Genomic DNA, 17,085 nt, shown 5'->3' with positions numbered 1-17,085 from the left:
GAACTGATTTGTTATGACCAGACTTTTGCCCGTCCTCTTTAAGGTCATTGTGGCGTCATTATGTTTTTGCCTGCTTCCTTTTGCCAGTCAGGCTCAGAAGGTTGTACGGATTGAATATTATATTGATGAAGATCCTGGCTTTGGCAAGGGTAAAAGTGTATCATTTGTTTCTGGAAATGATGTCAGTGCCTCCTTTCCGGTTGACATCAAGGATATGGCTTTAGGTTTCCATAATCTGTTCGTCAGGTCTTTCGTGAAACCTTACGAAGTTGAAATCAATGATTCTACCAAAGTTAAAAGAGGAGGCTGGTCTGTTACCAATAAGCGGACTTTCTACAAGGAAAATTTCGGGTCCGATCTGCCGGCACTGCCAAATATTGTCAAAGGTGAGTATTTTGTAGATTCTGATCCTGGCATGGGACAGGGAATAAATATACCGTTAACACCCGGAACGGACCTGAACAAAATTTCATTTGCTTTTGATATTACTTCACTGGGAAATGGTTTTCATGCATTATTTGTCCGCTTTAAGGATAAAAATGGAAAATGGAGCCTGTCCCCTGCCCGCACATTTTATAAGGAAAACCTGACAACCAACTCTTCCTCACCAGCCAGGATTAACAAGGGGGAATATTTCGTTGATACTGATCCCGGTTTTGGAAAAGGAACCAATATTACCGTTTCGCCATCGTCTGAGCTTGACAAGGTTTCCTTTACTATTGATCTCACTGCACTTGCCACTGGTTTTCACCGTATATATACCCGGTTCAGGAATGAAAAAGGCATCTGGAGCTTATCTCCTGTCCGTACGTTCTATAAGGAAGACCTTAGTTTAAATAATACTACACCGGCAAAAATTGTCAAAAGTGAATATTTTATTGACCTGGACCCCGGTTTTGATAAAGGAACCTCCATTTCCGTTACAGCCGGCACCGATCTGAAAAACGTCAGCTTTGTTGTTAATATATCCACATTAACCAAGGGTTTTCACCAGCTTTTTACGCGGTTCAAGGATGCCAAAGGTCGCTGGAGTCTTACAAACAAAAGGTCATTTTATATAGAAAGCCTGTCCGTCCCAACGAATTTATCCAAAATTCAAAGGGTTGAATATTTTATAGACGGAGATCCGGGTTTTGGAAAAGGTAAATCAATTGCTGTAACACCGGCAACTGATTTAAAAAACATTGCTTTTGAGATTGAAGGTGACACACTTTCCCTCGGCGACCATTCTATTTTCATCAGAGCCCGGGACGAAAACGGCATCTGGAGTATCCTGAACCGCAATGCATTCAGGATGGAACCGCCTTCCGGCCTTTTTATTACAGTTGGGCAAATTGATAAAAATATATGCGTCGGAAGTAATCTTTCAGTACCATTTACCGTAAACGGCGCTTTTTCAGAAGGAAATATTTTTACTGCACAGCTTTCCGACATAGATGGAGGTTTTAGCTCGCCACGTAATATCGGTACACTGGCTTCCACTGGTTCAGGCACAATAAAGGCGGTCGTTCCATACGTTTCGGCTGGAACGGCTTACCGGGTCAGGGTAGTGGCAAGTGCTCCGCAAAGCAACAGTCTATCCAATAATTCTGCATTAAGCATCAATGCTGTCCCACCGGTTTTTTCCATTGCCGGAGATACTGTAACCTGCTTAGAAAAAAAGACATACAAACTCAATAACTATGAGCAGAATTCATCAAAATACGTGTGGAGCCTTTCCGGTGGCGGAGATCTGGATGTGGATGGATTTAATGCATCAATAGACTGGACAAACACTGGTTCTTACAGGATTAAGGTGAAATATACCGGAGTTTGTGCCGGTGCCGATTCCGTAAAAGTGCTGGACGTGACAGTAATCGATCAGCCGCTTACAGGAACTTTTGACGGAATGCTTCCTGAAGACGGTAACAGCGATCTCGAATTGCCCATCACATTTTCCTGGCTTCCGGTTCCCAATGCCGTTACGTACGATCTTTATATCTGGCAGGACACCGCTGAAAAACCGGCAACGCCAACCGTAACCGATTTAACTGCAATCAATTACATTGTTTACAACACCAGCCTGATCCAGTATGACAAAACATACAAATGGCAAATAGTCGCAAAGAGAGCCTGTTACAAAATTGAAAGCCCTGTACAGACCTTTAAACCCCGTCACCTTCCTGATGTTGTTGTTTCAGAAATTACACCTGCTGCGTCCGGGTTTTCGGGACAATCGTTCAGTATTAACTGGCAGGTAAAAAACATCGGTATTGGTGGTACGCTGCAAGGTCAATGGTACGATGATGTGTACCTGTCCACCGACGAAGTTTTTGATCAGGGAACGGATATTCATTTAGGCGCGATAGCCAATGCAAGCGAACTTAAATCGAATGAGAGTTATGCTCAAACCGGCACCTTTGTGCTGCCGCAAGGTATCAGCAACAACTATTATGTATTTGTAATCGCTAACGCTTATGGCGGCCTGCCCGAAACGGACCAGACCAATAATACTACGGTAAGCAAAACTACCGCTTCGATTCAGCTGACACCGCCGCCGGACTTACGGGTGACTTCCATCGTTCCTCCCAACTTTGTGTTTTCGGGCCAGGAAATGAGTGTGACCTGGAAAGTAAGTAATGCCGGCCCGGGATCGACAAAAGCAGAAAACTGGAATGATGACATTTATCTTTCAAAAGATTCGGTCCTGAATCTTGCCACCGCGAGTTATCTGGGCACTTTTTCTCATAGCGGCGCTTTGGATCCGGGTAAAAACTACACGTCTGCTAAAACCGTTAAACTTCCGGAAGCAGAATTCGGAAAACATTATCTGTTTGTCAGAACAGATGTGAACAACAACGTTTATGAGCATGCTTTTGAAAACAATAATTCGACAAGAAGTGACAGCATCAATATTATACTTACGCCACCCATTGATCTGGCTGTTACAAGTTTGACTGTGACGCCATTAAACGTTAGTAACAGGGAAAGCATAAAAGTGCAGTGGCGGGTAGAAAACGCAGGCGGCTCTTCCACCGAGGACCGTAACTGGGTTGACAATATCTATTTGTCGAAGGATTCAACATTTGTAAAAAACTCGGCTATTTATCTTTCAGGAATTGGCAGGCCGGTTGCACTGGCAGCAGGAGATGGTTACGACAGAGAACTGACAGTGCCTACTCCTAATGATCTGACCGGGGCGTATTTTTTATATGTGGTTACCGATGCAGGCGAACAGGTTTACGAATATGACCTGGAAAGCAACAACAACAAAAGAACACCCAAATCATTAAATATTTTGACTCCTGACCTGATCGTTACCGATCTGGTAGTCCCTGCGGAAGAAACCTCCGGACAGCAGGTTGAAGTAAAATGGAAAATAAAAAACAACTCAGAGGCAAATTTAATTACGACGGGTATCACCGACAGGATCTCTATTTCTTTGGATTCGGTTTATGATAAAAACAAAAGTGAGCAGCTGTTAAGTCTTCCATACAATACCGGAAATATTGCGTCTGGAAAAACGGTAAGTAAGTCGGCCATGGTCACTCTTCCCATTGGTATTTCGGGTAATTATTATGTTTATGTTGAAACGGACTATACCAACTCAGTTTATGAAGCAGGGAAAGATTCAAATAATATAACACGAAGTGAAGCCCCGCTTAAAATCAACCTGAACACATGGGCCGATCTGCAGGTTTCCAAAGTTACCATCACGGCTGATTCTGTTTTTGCCAGCGCACCGGTACCTCTTTCCTACACGGCAATTAATAAAGGAGCCAGGCAGATAAACAATATTTCCTGGATTGATAAAGTGTATATATCTGCTGAAACCGAATGGGACTCTACCAAGGCTACTTTTCTGAGAGAGTTTTTGCAGTCGAGAACGCTTTCGACGGATGAATCCTATACGGTAAACACCAGTATTATCATTCCTTCGCGGTTTGGCCTGGGCAGTTATTATATTTATGTTGTGACTGACTCGGGCAATCAGGTTCCCGAATTCAGCGATGAAGGCAATAATGCAAAACGGAGTAAAGTAATTCATGTAAAACAATATCCGCCTGTTGATATTGCCGTTACAGCCGTTACAGCTCCGGAAGTTTCCAGTGCAGGCACAGAAGTTACCGTTCAGTGGTCGGTAAAAAACCAGGGCGAAGCCACCACCATTCAAACCCGCTGGAACGATGCGCTGTATCTGTCGAGGGATATGACCTGGAATAAGGATGATGATGTTTTAATGAAAGAATATGTCCATGTGGGTGCTTTGGGCATAAACCAGTCCTACTCCAATCAGCAGACTGCCATCTTACCCAACGGTTTATCAGGAGTCTTCTATTTATTGCTGGTAACGGACGATTCGGATTTTAATAATGATGTCGACCGGAGCAACAATGCAAAACTGGTAACACAGGGCGATGGCGGAGATCCTTTAAAAATTGAAATTGAACTGGTACTGCCTTCCGACCTGAAAGTTACCGCTTTTACTATTCCGTCCAGCGGCCAGGCCGGACAACCCGTTACAGCCAGATGGACGGTAAAAAATATAGGTGCCGGGGTTACTGCTGCCAGGTCATGGACTGATAAAATATATTTCTCTACCGATGCCATCATAGATTATTCGGATGCTGTACTGGCCACTTATGCAAGGCAGGATTCATTGCAACCCGGACAACAATACAGCGATACTATCCAGGTATTTCTGCCGGTAAATGCGCTGGGGAATTATTACATTTTGTTTAAAACAGATGCGAATGACAATTTAGCGGAATATCTGGCGGAGCAGAATAATACGGCCAGTTCGGTCATGTCGGTAGCAAAGGCTCCTATTTCAGATCTGATCGTTTCTGAAATACAGGTACCCGAAACAGCTATTGTTGGTGAAAGTATTACGATACAGTGGAAGCTGAAAAATATCGGGGCGTTTCCTGCAAATGGTTATCTGAAGGACGCAGTTTATCTTTCCGAGGATAAAACAAGGGATGTAAACGACATATTGCTGGTGTCACAGACCGCAGGCGTTTTCATTGATCCTGACGGAGAAGTTGTGCACAATTTTACCGGTGAACTCAAAGGTGCCTCGCTGAAAGATTATTATGTGCTGGTATATACCGACGTACTCAACAATATGTACGAAGAAAATGATAACAATAACAATCTGGCTTCCTCAAAAAAGGTGAAAGTTACTGTTAACGAACTGCCGATTCAGGTAGCGACCACAAAGACAATGAACAACGGCCAGGAGATCTATTACAGAATTGAAGTAAACGGATCTCTGACAGGCGAAACGCTTCTTGTTTCCCTGAAAGGCGATTCTTTAAATGGTGCCAATGAAATGTATCTGCGCCATAACCAGGTCCCAAGCCGGGCAGTGTACGACTATTCTTTTGCCAGCCCATATGAAGGAAACCAGGAAGTATTGATACCGGAGCTTAAAGCAGGAACCTATTATCTGCTGGTAACCGGTACCACGATCCGGGGAGCAGTCAACACCCAGGAAATTACTTTACTGGCAGAACGGCTGAATTTTGAGATCAGGTCGGTTAATTCACATCAAGGCGGCAACAACGGCCCGGTTACGATACTGGTCAGCGGTTCAAAACTGGGCGATGTTACCGGTATCAGCCTGCGAAAAAGCAACCAGTCTACGCAATCCACCTGGATGAAAATTGCCGATCCGACAAAAATCTATGCGACTTTCAACCTGGATGGGGCCAGCCTGGGCAAGTATGATGTAATTGCTAAAAACAGCAAAGGAGATTCCACGGTTTTACGCAACGGATTTGAAGTAATTTCAGGTACAGCAGCCAACCTGGTTACAAACGTAGTAACACCTCCCAGCACGCGCCCGTCCAATATTATCAGTCTGAGTGTTCAATATACCAATTCGGGTAATACAGATATTATCAATCCGGTCATCCGATTAAGCAGCCTTGGCGGTGCTCCCATTGGATTTAATGTGTCCGATCTGGCGGGAAATGTAAAGGAACTGACCCTCAATCTGTACGAACTAAACGGCCCGGATAAGATATTAAGGCCCGGCGCAAGCGGAACGGTGATCGTATATTCGAAGGCTTTGACAGCGCTGGGGTTTATGCTGGTTGAATCAAATGAATAGGATTTGTTAAATGGAAAGAATCATACATGTTAATATGAAACGACTTTATTTAATATTGTTTTTTTTGGCACTGACTTACGTAACTTATGCTCAAAACGAAGCTGGGCTGGATAAGGTCATTTGTAAAGGAGGATCTGTTCAAATCGGAGGAACCGATAACGGACATTGTTACTTATGGGATGCAGCACCAGGACTAACGGATAGAAACAAGTCAGATCCAACCGTAAATCCTACGACAACCACAAAGTATAAAGTGACTGTAATTGGGCAGGATTTTAGTTTTAAAAGAATTGATGAGGTAACTGTATATGTAGCCGAAGTGAAATTAATTAGTCCGTTAAGTAACGTTAAGGTAAGATTTAATACAGTGTCTCCAGGAAAATTAGATATTGAATTCCAGGCTACTGTCAGCCCTAATATTGATGTTGTCAGAAACCATTTTGCAGGCAAAATAAAATTTGAAATAGGTGCTATTGGAACTTCTGCATTAACTTGGGATCAACCTGGCGGTATAGCTGTTTATTCTGGTACATCGTTCAAAGCTAAAGCTACATATACCGGGCTTCCTAACAACAATTCTGATTTTGGAGAAAAGACATTAAAAATGGTAATTCAGGATTGTAATTCAATGGACATTACAAATAAAAATAAAGTTTTTTTCACCAAAGATGCAACGAATAATACATTAGGAATCGAACCTAATTGGTTTTATTACTGGAATCAATTTATTCCGCATGAAAGAATTGCAACTTTAATATATGATAGCGGTTTGGGCGGGTACGCTGTAACAAATCCGATTACTAGAGTAACAAAAATTTCTTCATTGTCATCTGGTCATAATGATGAGACCGGACATAGAGGTTTGCATACTTTTTATGAGACAGTGGCGCATGAAAGTCACCATATTGTATTGTGGGAAGGATGGTGGGGCATTGGAGGAAGTCCTATTGCTGCCAATGACACTGATAATGATACTTACCCGGACAATTGGGAAAGTTCAAATGCTGATGCAATTTCATTTGGATTTATCGTTGGAGTAAATGATGATTATTCTATTAGTAACAGTGCAGGATATCGATATGAAGAAGCTAAATGCAGAGCTATTGAACATGCAGTTATTGAAACTACATTTGATTTACTTGATTGGTCATATGATCCAACTGGCATAAACCAAGGAAAACAATGGTAAAACTAAATATCAATATGGGTCGTTATAGACAATTTGTCAAACTTTTGTTTGTGTTTTTTTATGCAAATTCACATTTATCATATGGTAACGAAAATAATGATATTTTTTTTAAATCTGTCATTCAAGATAATAGATTTCAGATAGGAGTGATAGACTCTTTAAGAAAGGAATTGTTTTCAGAACATCCCAACTTCGATAATGCATTGAGTCTTATAAAAGAAATAAGAATTAAGAATAATGACAGTTTAGTTCAACAATTAAAAGAAATTAATAACCAGATTAAAAGTAAAATCTCTAAAATATATGAAAAAAAAACAGATCCTTATTTAACAATTTTTTTGAAATAGAAGCTACAATTATATCTCTGAATTTAAAAGATCTTGATTCTAGTAATAAAACAAATAGATTATTTCAAATAATTGAACATAAATTAAATAAGGGTGAAGTTGTTAATGCAGAAATAATTCTATTAAATGATGATTCTAAAACTCAAAACAAATATCTATTTGAAATAATTGACAAGAACGAAAATCATATTTTAAAGAAAATTTCTTTGTCAGTTTTAAAGAATTCAGTTAATCCAATTGTAACTGAACAAGAAATATTAACCCGAGTCGATAATTATCTAGAAGTTCCCGATATATATTTAAGTATGCTATCACTTTTAAGTAATATAGGTGGAATAAAAACTTTCCAATATTTACAATCAAAACTTAGTACAAGCAATATTAGAATAGAATCAATTGCTAAAAATAGCATTAAACAGTTAGGATTTAATACAAAGGACCCTAAGCTAAAACAGCAAATTCAAGACTTTATCAAAAATTAGAATTAACAGTAATGTTTAATACGTGGTTCCCTTTTAATTGTAAGAATATGAATAGAGCATATTTAAAAGGCTTCTGGATCTTGCTATTTAGTATTAATTTTTCGTATTCAACTTACGCTCAAATTACCGTAACCACAACCGACGTTACCAGCTGCAAAAAGCCGGATGGAAAAGCTGTAATAAACGTCAATACAACTGCAACGGGCCTGGCTCTGGAATATTCAATTAACGGAAATGCATTCCAATCTTCAGGAACATTTGATAATTTATCTGAGGGAGCATACACAGCGACTATCAGGGATAAAGACACGCAATGTTCTTTTTCAAAAAGCTTTGTAATAAACAACCCTTCCAATAACTTAAAAGTTAGCCTTTCAGGACTTGGTACCACAGAATTCTGCAACAATGCCAAACCGCCTACTATTACTTTAACAGCATCAGCGTCGGGTGGATCGGGTGGATATAAATATTCATGGCCAGATGGAACAATCAGTGTAAGTTCATCCGGAAAACAATCTGTAATTGCTACGGATACGGTAACCGGCTGTACGGCGAGCATTGGTGGAGATGTAATATTCGTCCCAATCGTTTGCTCCCGTGACCCTAATGACATTGTTGGCCCGGTTGGTTTTGGACCGAAAAAAATGATTGCAAAATCCAAACAGCAATCGTACATGATCCGGTTTGAAAATGATCCTGATTTCGCAACAGCTCCGGCACAGGTTGTAAAAATTAATCATCCGCTGGATGCTAACGTAAATCCTTACTCGCTGCGTTTGGGGGATTTTGGATTTGCCGGCCTGACTTTTACCGTACCACTTGACAAAACGTTTTACTCAACACGCCTGGATGTAACTGATTCATTGGGAGTTGTAGTAGATGTTACCGCAGGGATTGACGCTGTAAAAAAAGAGGCTTTCTGGATATTTGAATCAAAAGACGCCAATACCGGATTACCTCCCGCAGATGCTTCGCTGGGCTTTTTACCTGTAAATGACAGCACCGCAGTTGGTGAAGGTTATGTTACCTACCTGATCAAGGCTGCGAGCCCAACAGTTACCGGCGATGTGATTCATGCAAAAGCCAGTATTGTATTTGACGCCAACAGTTCCATTGAAACGCCTGAAATTACCAATGTAATAGATGCCGAACCGCCTGTCAGCACACTTACGCCGTTACCCGAAATATCGGATTCCACCGCAATTGTATTGTCCTGGAAAGGAGAAGATGAAAAAAATGGATCGGGAGTCCATGATTACAGCTTATATGTCTCGGAAAATGATGGGCCCTATCAATTGCATTTGCAGGGGTTAACCACCAAAACAACAACTTTTTACGGCAAATGGAGTACCAATTATTGTTTTTACATCATTGCTACTGACAATGTTGGGAATATTGAAGCAATGAAAACTTCCTGTGAAGCAAAAACCACAGTCGGGCCGGGAGATCCGTTCCCGGTAAAATGGATTTATTTTAAAGGCCGGCAGGTTGCCGAAGGAGTATTGCTGAACTGGGCAACAGCTATGGAAGAAAGTGCTGAAAATTATTTTATTCAACGCTCTTTAAATGGAAAGGTTTTTACCGATATAGGTTCTGTTCCAGCTTCTGGCAACAGCTCTGAAACCAACAATTATCATTTTACAGACAGTGACGCATTATCACTTCATGCCAAAACAGTTTATTACAGGTTGCGCCAGGTAGATATTGATGGCAAACAAATGTATTCCGTCATTATTGTTATTCATATGAAACTGAAAGAAACAGATCCGGTGGTAAGTGCATACCCGAATCCGTTTGTTCAAAACATTACCCTGGAAATTCTAAATGTAACTGATACTAAAGAGAGCGATAATGTGACGCTTTATGCAAAAGATGGTAAAAAAATGTATACCAAAAAATTAAGAAATATCAATAAATCAACGGTATTATTAAACGATCTGCCACAGCTTGGATCGGGGGTATATTTATTAAAAACTTCAATAAATGAAAAGTTATATACCATTAAAATGATAAAGGAATAAATAAGCCGGCAGTTTCTCTACCCTGCCGTTACCTGTATCGGGCGACCTCAATATATTTTGTATCTTGTTATTAATTAGCAATCCATCGTCTGCTGGAACAATCTAAACATAGATATCAGGTATAACTCATTCAGGTTTTTCCTGCCTTTTCAAATATGGTGTGGTCAAATGATAAACATATAACAGATTTAGAAACCGATTTTTTCCTGAATTCGGTAAAGGAAGTTTGTCCTTCTTTTACCGGAAATGAGCTTTCTCAATTTGCATCCAAACTCAAACTTGCAGAATTAAAAAAGAAAGACTTTTTTCTGGAATCCGGTGAAACCCAGAAGCTGCTAGGTTTTGTAACAAAAGGGTTGATCAGGTCTTTCTATGTGGATAAGGATGGAAATGAAAGAACCGTTGGTTTTTATCCCGAGGGCAGCTACGCCACTCATTATCCTGCATTTGTTACTCAGAAACCAAGTAAATACACGATTCAATGCCTGGAACCAACGACGTTCGCTTGTTTGTCGTTTGACGACCTTCAATGGTTATATCGGCAGTCGCAAAACTTTGAAAAATACGGGCGGTTAATTGCCGAAGAAGTTCTGAAGCAGCAGCAAGCCCGAATTGAGAGTTTTGTATTTCAAACAGCAGAAGAGCGCTACCTTGATTTTATCCAGCAGCACCCTACCCTTTTCAACAGGATTTCGCTTTCCCACCTTTGCAGCTATCTTGGTATTGAACGCCAATCACTTACACGCATTCGTCAGAAAATTACGCACAAATAGTTTTTGACACATTTGTGTCAGGTTCGCCTTCACTTTACAGCCCACCTTTGTAGTATCAAAACAAAACGATACTGCAATGGAAAAGTACATATTACTCATACTGGGATACCTCAACTCGAAAAAAAGTTTCAGGACCCACTTACTTGTTTTCCTTCTCGTGACTCCGGCCATCTGGCTCGTCTGGCATCTCACCGGCAGCACTTTCCAATGGCATTACTGGGTAGTAGCAGCATGGACAAAAGGCCTTCAGGTGCATTTCCTGCGGGCAATTGTATCCAAATCAGAAACCTTTCAAAAGATAAAATTGTGGATCGGCAGCAAAATACATGCAACCGCATAATGATCAAAAAAATAACCAATTGAACACTTACAATATAAAAAGATGACAACCAATATTTTCGAACCGGCGACGATCGGTTCTTTGAAACTAAAAAACCGCATTGCTATGGCACCGATGACAAGGGCAAGAAATGCAGACGGTATTCCTAATGATGCCAACGCATTGTATTACGCTCAACGCTCCGGTGCAGGATTGATTATAACGGAGGGAACGGCGATTTCAGACACCGCAAAAGGTGTGCTGTACATTCCGGGATTATATAAGCCTGAACAAGTAAAAGGCTGGAAAAAAGTTACACGGGCTGTGCACGAAAATGGCAGTACAATATTCTCACAACTTTGGCATGTAGGCAGGGTCTCGCATACATCCAATCAACCCGGTGGAATAGCGCCTGTTGGCCCGTCGGATATTCAGGCAGCTACCTCTTTCGCCTGGGGATTTGATCAAAACGGAAACGAAGGTTTTGTAATTTCATCAAAACCCAGGGCACTATCAACCAATGAAGTAAAGCAGGTTGCAGATAATTTTGCCAATGCGGCCAAAAATGCCATCGAAGCAGGTTTTGACGGAGTAGAACTGCATGCTGCCAACGGTTATCTGATCGAGCAGTTCCTGAATCCTTTTGTCAACAACCGAACCGACGAATATGGTGGAAATGTAGAAAACCGGGCAAGGTTTTTACTGGAAACAGTTGATGCCTGTATCGAAGCGATAGGCAAAGATAAAGTTGGAATCAGGCTTACACCTTATGGCGGTTTGGGGGATTTGCCGCATTACGAAGAGATAGAACCAACTTACCAATATCTCGCCAAAGAATTAGCAAAAAGAAATATTGCTTATATCCATATTATGGATCAGCAATCGAAAGGAAGTCATGCTTTACCTGACGGATTCATAGAGCGTTTTCGCTCCTGGTATGATGGCGTGATCATTCTGGCTGGAAGTATGGACAGGGAAAAGTCAGAAAAGCTGATTAATGCTGGAACTATTGATATTGCGGGGTTCGGAGAACCGTTTATATCCAATCCGGATTTAGTAGAACGTTTACAAAACAACTGGAAACTAACTCCGCCAAAGCGTGAGCTGCATTACGGTTTGGGTTCGCATGGTTATACGGATTGGGAAACTTATAAAGAGACTGTAATGGTTTAACAGATCTGAAGAAATAGAATCTATAGGTAAGTTAAAATCCGAAAATTTCATCCCGTTCGATAATTTGCTTTCCGGCGTTGAGAACTTTGGGTGCTTTTGCCATTTTACCGGCCAGTGTTGAAGTCGGCATTGGCCGGAATTTCTTGAACAATCCCAGTCGATTTGTAAAATTCAACAACCCGGCAGCGAACCGTTCTCCGAATCGATCGGTATCTTTTCGCAGCAAAATCCCGGGCCTGAAAATGATATACTTATCAAATGAGAGACTGGCGATTTGTTCTTCCAACCGGCCTTTGACTTTTAAATAAAACACAGTACTCTCTGGCAAAGCGCCGTAGGAAGATAACAGCACTACATTGCGGATCCCGTTTCTTTTAGCGATTTGTGCGAACCTGACCGGAATCTCATAATCAATATGCCAATGTTTTTCTTTGGAGCCGGCGGCTTTCAGGGTCGTACCCAGGCATGAGAACCAAACATCTCCCTTGATTGACTCCGATACTTCTTCAAGATTGTCAAAATCAACAATATGTTCAGATAATTTAGGATGAATTATTCCAATGGAACGTCGCACAAATACGGCCACTTTTTTGTAGTCCGGATCCTGCAACAATACATTTACGAGGTCCTTTCCGGTTGCTCCCGTTGCTCCAATTATCAATGCTTTCATATTTTTATTTTCTTCAAAAATTAAGTAAACAGTGCCTCCTCCTATAATTTTAACAATACCGAAACGGCAAATTTCAAGTAATGTTTAATCAAACCGGCCCCAAAAAATGGGAACGCCAAGCCGATTGCCGAAAGCCGAAAGCTATAAACCATTTCATTCCCTCAACGATAAGTACGTGATCAGATAATACAACGCCCAACCCGCAAAACCGATTAGCAGAACCCAGAAAAAGGCAGGAATACTTTGAGGCGTTTCGCTTCCGGAGATCAGAAATTTCTTTTGGTCTCCTTTTCCGTATGCATTGATCATCAAAGGAACAATACCATCTACAACTGCATTCTCCCTGATTCCTTCTATGGCTATGGAAGGGCCGTTTTTAACCTCAAAAGGAATCAGCCTGACCCCTTCCTTGCCCGTCGGATCTTTGCTGACGATTTTCAGAACATGCTTTCCATCAACGATTTTCCTTGTATCCAGTTCAAAATTCACAGGAGAAGCGAACTCCCCAATCGGCTTTTTATCATCGTCCATGAAAATAAAAACGGTGCTTCTGTCTTCCATTTCAGGGGTTGGTTAAAATAAATCTTTTGATGTGGTCGTCGGCAGATTCGCCCGGCCTGATCAGCCATTTTACAGAAAAGAATAGGGTAATAACAACTATGGCAGAGGCTGTTATAATGATGACATAATCCCAGTTGCTTTCCGGGCCCGCGCCGTGGGTAATTCCACTTAAAACCTTCGGCTGTCGCTGCTCGCAAACCGGACAGGCAAATGAGGCCAGCCGCATTAAAATCAACAAGAATATAAAGACGAGACTTTTCATGGTAATATTTTTCGATTGATTATCTATTAATTCGGCAATTGATTGATGACGTCCATCAGCTTTTTTACCTGTTCTCCGGTTACTTTTTTTGCATTGTTTTCCCACGAAGTTCGCTCATGGTTCATAATGGCTGCAATCTCATCCGGCTTTAAACCTGCATTTTTCCCCACCGCCGGCATAATACCAAATTCCTGCCGGGCATCATAGCCATTGATGATGATATTCAGCATTAGTTCAGGATTCTCGTTCAGCACAATTTCACTTCCTTTCAAGGCTGGAAAAGCACCTTTAAGTCCTTCCCCGTGAGCCTGATGGCATGCCTGACAATGAGTTGCATACAAGGCAGAACCGTCAGGGCCGGCATTTACATTCTTTGTTTCAGTATCTGTATTTAATTCCTTTTTTATTTCTTTTTTGTATAAAAAATCTTGCATAGCTCCACCTGGCAATTCGGTTTGTTTCAGCGATTGGAGGTAGGCAACGAGTTGTAATGCTTCCTTTTTTGCTACCCAAGTACCTTCCTGACTGGTGTATTTTCCCGGGACTATCACAACTACATCATTTTCGGATGGTTCTTTTTTCAATTCAAAAAGCCATGGGTAAGCGGGCATAATGGATTCCTTTACAACAATACGCGGGTTAAATAAATGTATAAGATTCCATTCCTTGCCTGGCAGACGCGTGCCGATAGACGTAAGATCCGGCCCCGTACGTTCCGTCCCCATGAGTGTAGCCGTGTTGCGCCATAGGTCAGTCCTTTCATTCGACGCATAATCCGCAGCGATCCCCGGGCGTTTTCCCCACATTTTATCCATATCCACATTTCTTACCTGCTGGGTATGGCAGGCCACGCAGCCATTGGCTACATACAATGCCTTTCCTTTTGCCGCATCATCGTTCAATGGCTCAAAGCCTGGAAGCGGTGCATTATTTTTCTCATTACTGACGGCCGGCACCAGTGCAACGAAAACCGTCAAAACTAAAAATAACAAAAAGGCTGCGCCAAATAATTTATTGTGATTATCAAAAAAATCCATCATGCGTAGCGTAAAAAAATATCTGTGTTGGTTAAGCATTATTTTCCCTGGCAAGCGCTTCAAATGCTGTTTCCCTAATGTCGATGCTGCCATTGAAGACGATCATCCGGTACATATTGTAAGCAAAAAATAAATGAGAAAGCCACATCAGACTGCCACCTATCGCGCGCCAAAGCCAGAACGGAGCCATGAAAATAACGCTGTCGATAAACGGCTTTCCTTCCATCCACATCAGCCCCCGAAGCGTACTTCCGTACATCAATGGTATTGTGTAAAACATCAGTCCGATCAATGCCAGCCAGAAATGTGCCCCAACCGTTATTTGGGGGGCTTCAAACCCGGTCAGCCGCGGTACCAGGGCGTAAATACCGGCCCAGAGGAAAAAGCAAATGATCCCGTACATCGTAAGGTGGGAATGTGCCACAGTAAAATCAGTAAAATGCCACATCAAATTGGTGGACCGGAATGCCTCGGCTGTTCCCTGTAATGAACCAGTAAAATAAAAAACGATTCCCGTCAGGAAAAAGGGCAGCGTGTAACTGTCCGGTACTTTGAACCAAACACCTTTGAAGGTCATCAGAAAATTGGTCGTGCCCGCCACAACCGGAACAATCATTCCGACACTGCCCACAATGGCAACCGTTTGCAGCCACCACGCAATAGAGCTGAAAACGAAATGGTGCGTACCGATGGTGGTGTAAAATAAAATCTGTGCCCAGAAAGCCAGTATGCCTAAACTGTATGAATAAATGGGTTTGTTGAGCTGTTGCGGCAGAAAATAATAAACTATGCCCAGCGTGAAAAGCATAAACCACATGCCAACTCCCTGGTGCATATAATAACCCTGAATGATAGTTTCGCCCAATCCATTCTGCCAGAATGGTAAGTAAGCGACAACCGTAATCGTAATGGCAAAAATGATAGAAGCAACAATATACCAGTTGGAAATATAGATTTCTTTGGTTGTGCGGCCTGCAATGGTTTTGAGAAAATTGTACAAGGTAAACACAAGACCAACCGCAAACAGCAGCATTACCGGCCAGATGTATTCGCGATATTCCCCGCCTCCGTTATTAATACCTGCCATCAGGCACAGCGTACCGGCAAGCACCGAAAAATTGATAAGTACCAGCGCATACCAGCCAAGATCCGTACTGAAAAGTCTGGCGTTACTCACTCGCGGCACGACATAAAACCCCAGACCTAACATGGCCAGCGATGCCCAGCCCCAGAAAACCGCGTTAGTATGGACAGGACGCAGCCTCCCAAAACTCAGCCAGCTAACGTGGTCCGCATCGGGTGCAACAAATTTTATTCCCACATATTCGCCAACCGTCGTTCCGAAAACAAGCCAGAAAGTGGCACATCCGAAATACCAAAGTATGAGCCGGGATAATTCAGGATCCACTTTCGGGCGAATTTGTGCACTTTTCTTACGGGCGACAAAAGGCAGTGCTGTATGGTTGGCCACGTTGTTTAAAAGTCCTTTTTCATCCTCGGCTGATAGCGATCCTGCAAGTTCAGTGTTCGTCAATCTGTAATCCAGCTGTGCTTTTCTTTTACGCAATCCGGTTTCCAAAGCTTCATCCTGAATACTTTTGAGATAAATTTTCAACTGTTGTACTTCGGCGGCAGCCTGGATATTACTGTATCTTTTTAAAACACTTAAAATCCTAAAAAACAACAGGAATATTCCGCCTGTTACCGGAATGCCTAACAGGATGATAGTGATGATGATCCCGGTATGACCGGGTAAAGAACCAGATCCGGATGTTGTCTGTGCGCAAGCTGTATTTGAGAGAAAAAACAACGTAAAAAGTAAAAGAATTAATATTTTCCCCTTGAAAGCCTGCGTTTTTTCGTTTTCCTTACTTTTCAAAAAAATAGCTATCTGGCTACTGTTCAAATTTTTAAGATACTTATCAAAGTCGGAAGATGTTTTAGGTTTCTGCGCTTTTCTAACTTGAATGATCATCTCTTTGGTCATCAATGCCACCAGCAATACGCAGATGGCAATAGCCAGTACAGCCAAAGAAATAAATTCAGGAATGGCAGTCTCGTCCATTGACTTCTGTGCGTAAGCTTCTGCGCTCAACAGGATACCAGCGAAAATCAGTAGTACTGCTTTTGGAATTTTATGAGCTATTTTCATAA

13 protein-coding genes are annotated in these 17,085 nt (G+C 41.8%); 8 read left to right on the top strand and 5 right to left on the bottom strand.

Annotation, left to right across the window (positions count from 1 at the left end):
• Positions 1-13: 13 nt before the first annotated feature.
• From KZC02_RS24390 to KZC02_RS24355, 8 genes are all read left to right on the top strand, one after another.
• The gene (locus KZC02_RS24390; protein ID WP_221391057.1) at positions 14-6,097 is read left to right on the top strand and encodes a CARDB domain-containing protein; all 6,084 of its coding nucleotides are present in this window, start codon (positions 14-16) and stop codon (positions 6,095-6,097) included.
• A gap of 34 nt (positions 6,098-6,131) precedes the next feature.
• Complete coding sequence (locus tag KZC02_RS24385; RefSeq protein ID WP_221391056.1) at positions 6,132-7,286, top strand: hypothetical protein; 1,155 nt, start codon at positions 6,132-6,134, stop codon at positions 7,284-7,286.
• A complete protein-coding gene (locus KZC02_RS24380) occupies positions 7,280-7,633 on the top strand; it encodes a hypothetical protein (RefSeq protein ID WP_221391055.1) in 354 nt (117 codons plus the stop codon). Before KZC02_RS24385 ends, KZC02_RS24380 begins: the two co-directional genes overlap by 7 nt.
• Positions 7,634-7,839: 206 nt before the next feature.
• Entirely contained in the window at positions 7,840-8,115 is a 276-nt protein-coding gene (locus KZC02_RS24375) for a hypothetical protein (RefSeq protein ID WP_221391054.1), read from the top strand.
• Positions 8,116-8,162: 47 nt separating this feature from the next.
• Positions 8,163-10,136, top strand: a complete 1,974-nt coding sequence (locus tag KZC02_RS24370) for a T9SS type A sorting domain-containing protein (RefSeq protein ID WP_221391053.1) — start codon at positions 8,163-8,165, stop codon at positions 10,134-10,136.
• A 155-nt stretch (positions 10,137-10,291) separates the two neighbouring features.
• Entirely contained in the window at positions 10,292-10,909 is a 618-nt protein-coding gene (locus tag KZC02_RS24365; RefSeq protein ID WP_221391052.1) for a Crp/Fnr family transcriptional regulator, read from the top strand.
• Positions 10,910-10,985: 76 nt separating this feature from the next.
• The gene (locus tag KZC02_RS24360; protein WP_221391051.1) at positions 10,986-11,249 is read left to right on the top strand and encodes a 2TM domain-containing protein; all 264 of its coding nucleotides are present in this window, start codon (positions 10,986-10,988) and stop codon (positions 11,247-11,249) included.
• A gap of 42 nt (positions 11,250-11,291) precedes the next feature.
• The gene (locus tag KZC02_RS24355; protein WP_221391050.1) at positions 11,292-12,401 is read left to right on the top strand and encodes an alkene reductase; all 1,110 of its coding nucleotides are present in this window, start codon (positions 11,292-11,294) and stop codon (positions 12,399-12,401) included.
• Between the two features lie 31 nt (positions 12,402-12,432).
• On the opposite strand, the gene KZC02_RS24350 is transcribed toward KZC02_RS24355, so the two are convergent.
• The 5 genes from KZC02_RS24350 to KZC02_RS24330 all read right to left on the bottom strand — a co-directional run bounded on the left by KZC02_RS24350 (position 12,433) and on the right by KZC02_RS24330 (position 17,083).
• Complete coding sequence (locus KZC02_RS24350) at positions 12,433-13,071, bottom strand: NAD(P)H-binding protein (protein WP_221391049.1); 639 nt, start codon at positions 13,069-13,071, stop codon at positions 12,433-12,435.
• Positions 13,072-13,224: 153 nt separating this feature from the next.
• Positions 13,225-13,632, bottom strand: coding sequence for a cytochrome C (locus KZC02_RS24345; protein ID WP_221391048.1), 408 nt, complete (start codon positions 13,630-13,632; stop codon positions 13,225-13,227).
• Between the two features lies 1 nt (position 13,633).
• Positions 13,634-13,894 carry a hypothetical protein gene (locus tag KZC02_RS24340; protein ID WP_221391047.1) on the bottom strand — a complete coding sequence of 87 codons (261 nt, stop codon included), beginning with the start codon at positions 13,892-13,894 and terminating at the stop codon, positions 13,634-13,636.
• A gap of 26 nt (positions 13,895-13,920) precedes the next feature.
• On the bottom strand, positions 13,921-14,934 hold the full coding sequence (locus KZC02_RS24335; protein ID WP_310590371.1) for a cbb3-type cytochrome c oxidase subunit II: 1,014 nt from the start codon (positions 14,932-14,934) through the stop codon (positions 13,921-13,923).
• A gap of 28 nt (positions 14,935-14,962) precedes the next feature.
• On the bottom strand, positions 14,963-17,083 hold the full coding sequence (locus KZC02_RS24330) for a cbb3-type cytochrome c oxidase subunit I (protein ID WP_229253772.1): 2,121 nt from the start codon (positions 17,081-17,083) through the stop codon (positions 14,963-14,965).
• Positions 17,084-17,085: the final 2 nt, after the last annotated feature.

The organism is Dyadobacter sp. NIV53 (genome assembly GCF_019711195.1).
GTDB lineage: Bacteria > Bacteroidota > Bacteroidia > Cytophagales > Spirosomataceae > Dyadobacter.
This window is presented reverse-complemented; position numbering and strand designations above follow the sequence as displayed.

Coding starts and splice junctions, on each gene's coding strand:
- KZC02_RS24365 (WP_221391052.1), top strand. CDS start 10,292: ATGGTGTGGTCAAATGATAAACATATAACAGATTTAGAAACCGATTTT.
- KZC02_RS24330 (WP_229253772.1), bottom strand. CDS start 17,083: ATGAAAATAGCTCATAAAATTCCAAAAGCAGTACTACTGATTTTCGCT.
- KZC02_RS24345 (WP_221391048.1), bottom strand. CDS start 13,632: ATGGAAGACAGAAGCACCGTTTTTATTTTCATGGACGATGATAAAAAG.
- KZC02_RS24335 (WP_310590371.1), bottom strand. CDS start 14,934: ATGATGGATTTTTTTGATAATCACAATAAATTATTTGGCGCAGCCTTT.
- KZC02_RS24370 (WP_221391053.1), top strand. CDS start 8,163: ATGAATAGAGCATATTTAAAAGGCTTCTGGATCTTGCTATTTAGTATT.
- KZC02_RS24360 (WP_221391051.1), top strand. CDS start 10,986: ATGGAAAAGTACATATTACTCATACTGGGATACCTCAACTCGAAAAAA.
- KZC02_RS24390 (WP_221391057.1), top strand. CDS start 14: ATGACCAGACTTTTGCCCGTCCTCTTTAAGGTCATTGTGGCGTCATTA.
- KZC02_RS24355 (WP_221391050.1), top strand. CDS start 11,292: ATGACAACCAATATTTTCGAACCGGCGACGATCGGTTCTTTGAAACTA.
- KZC02_RS24340 (WP_221391047.1), bottom strand. CDS start 13,894: ATGAAAAGTCTCGTCTTTATATTCTTGTTGATTTTAATGCGGCTGGCC.
- KZC02_RS24380 (WP_221391055.1), top strand. CDS start 7,280: ATGGTAAAACTAAATATCAATATGGGTCGTTATAGACAATTTGTCAAA.
- KZC02_RS24385 (WP_221391056.1), top strand. CDS start 6,132: ATGAAACGACTTTATTTAATATTGTTTTTTTTGGCACTGACTTACGTA.
- KZC02_RS24350 (WP_221391049.1), bottom strand. CDS start 13,071: ATGAAAGCATTGATAATTGGAGCAACGGGAGCAACCGGAAAGGACCTC.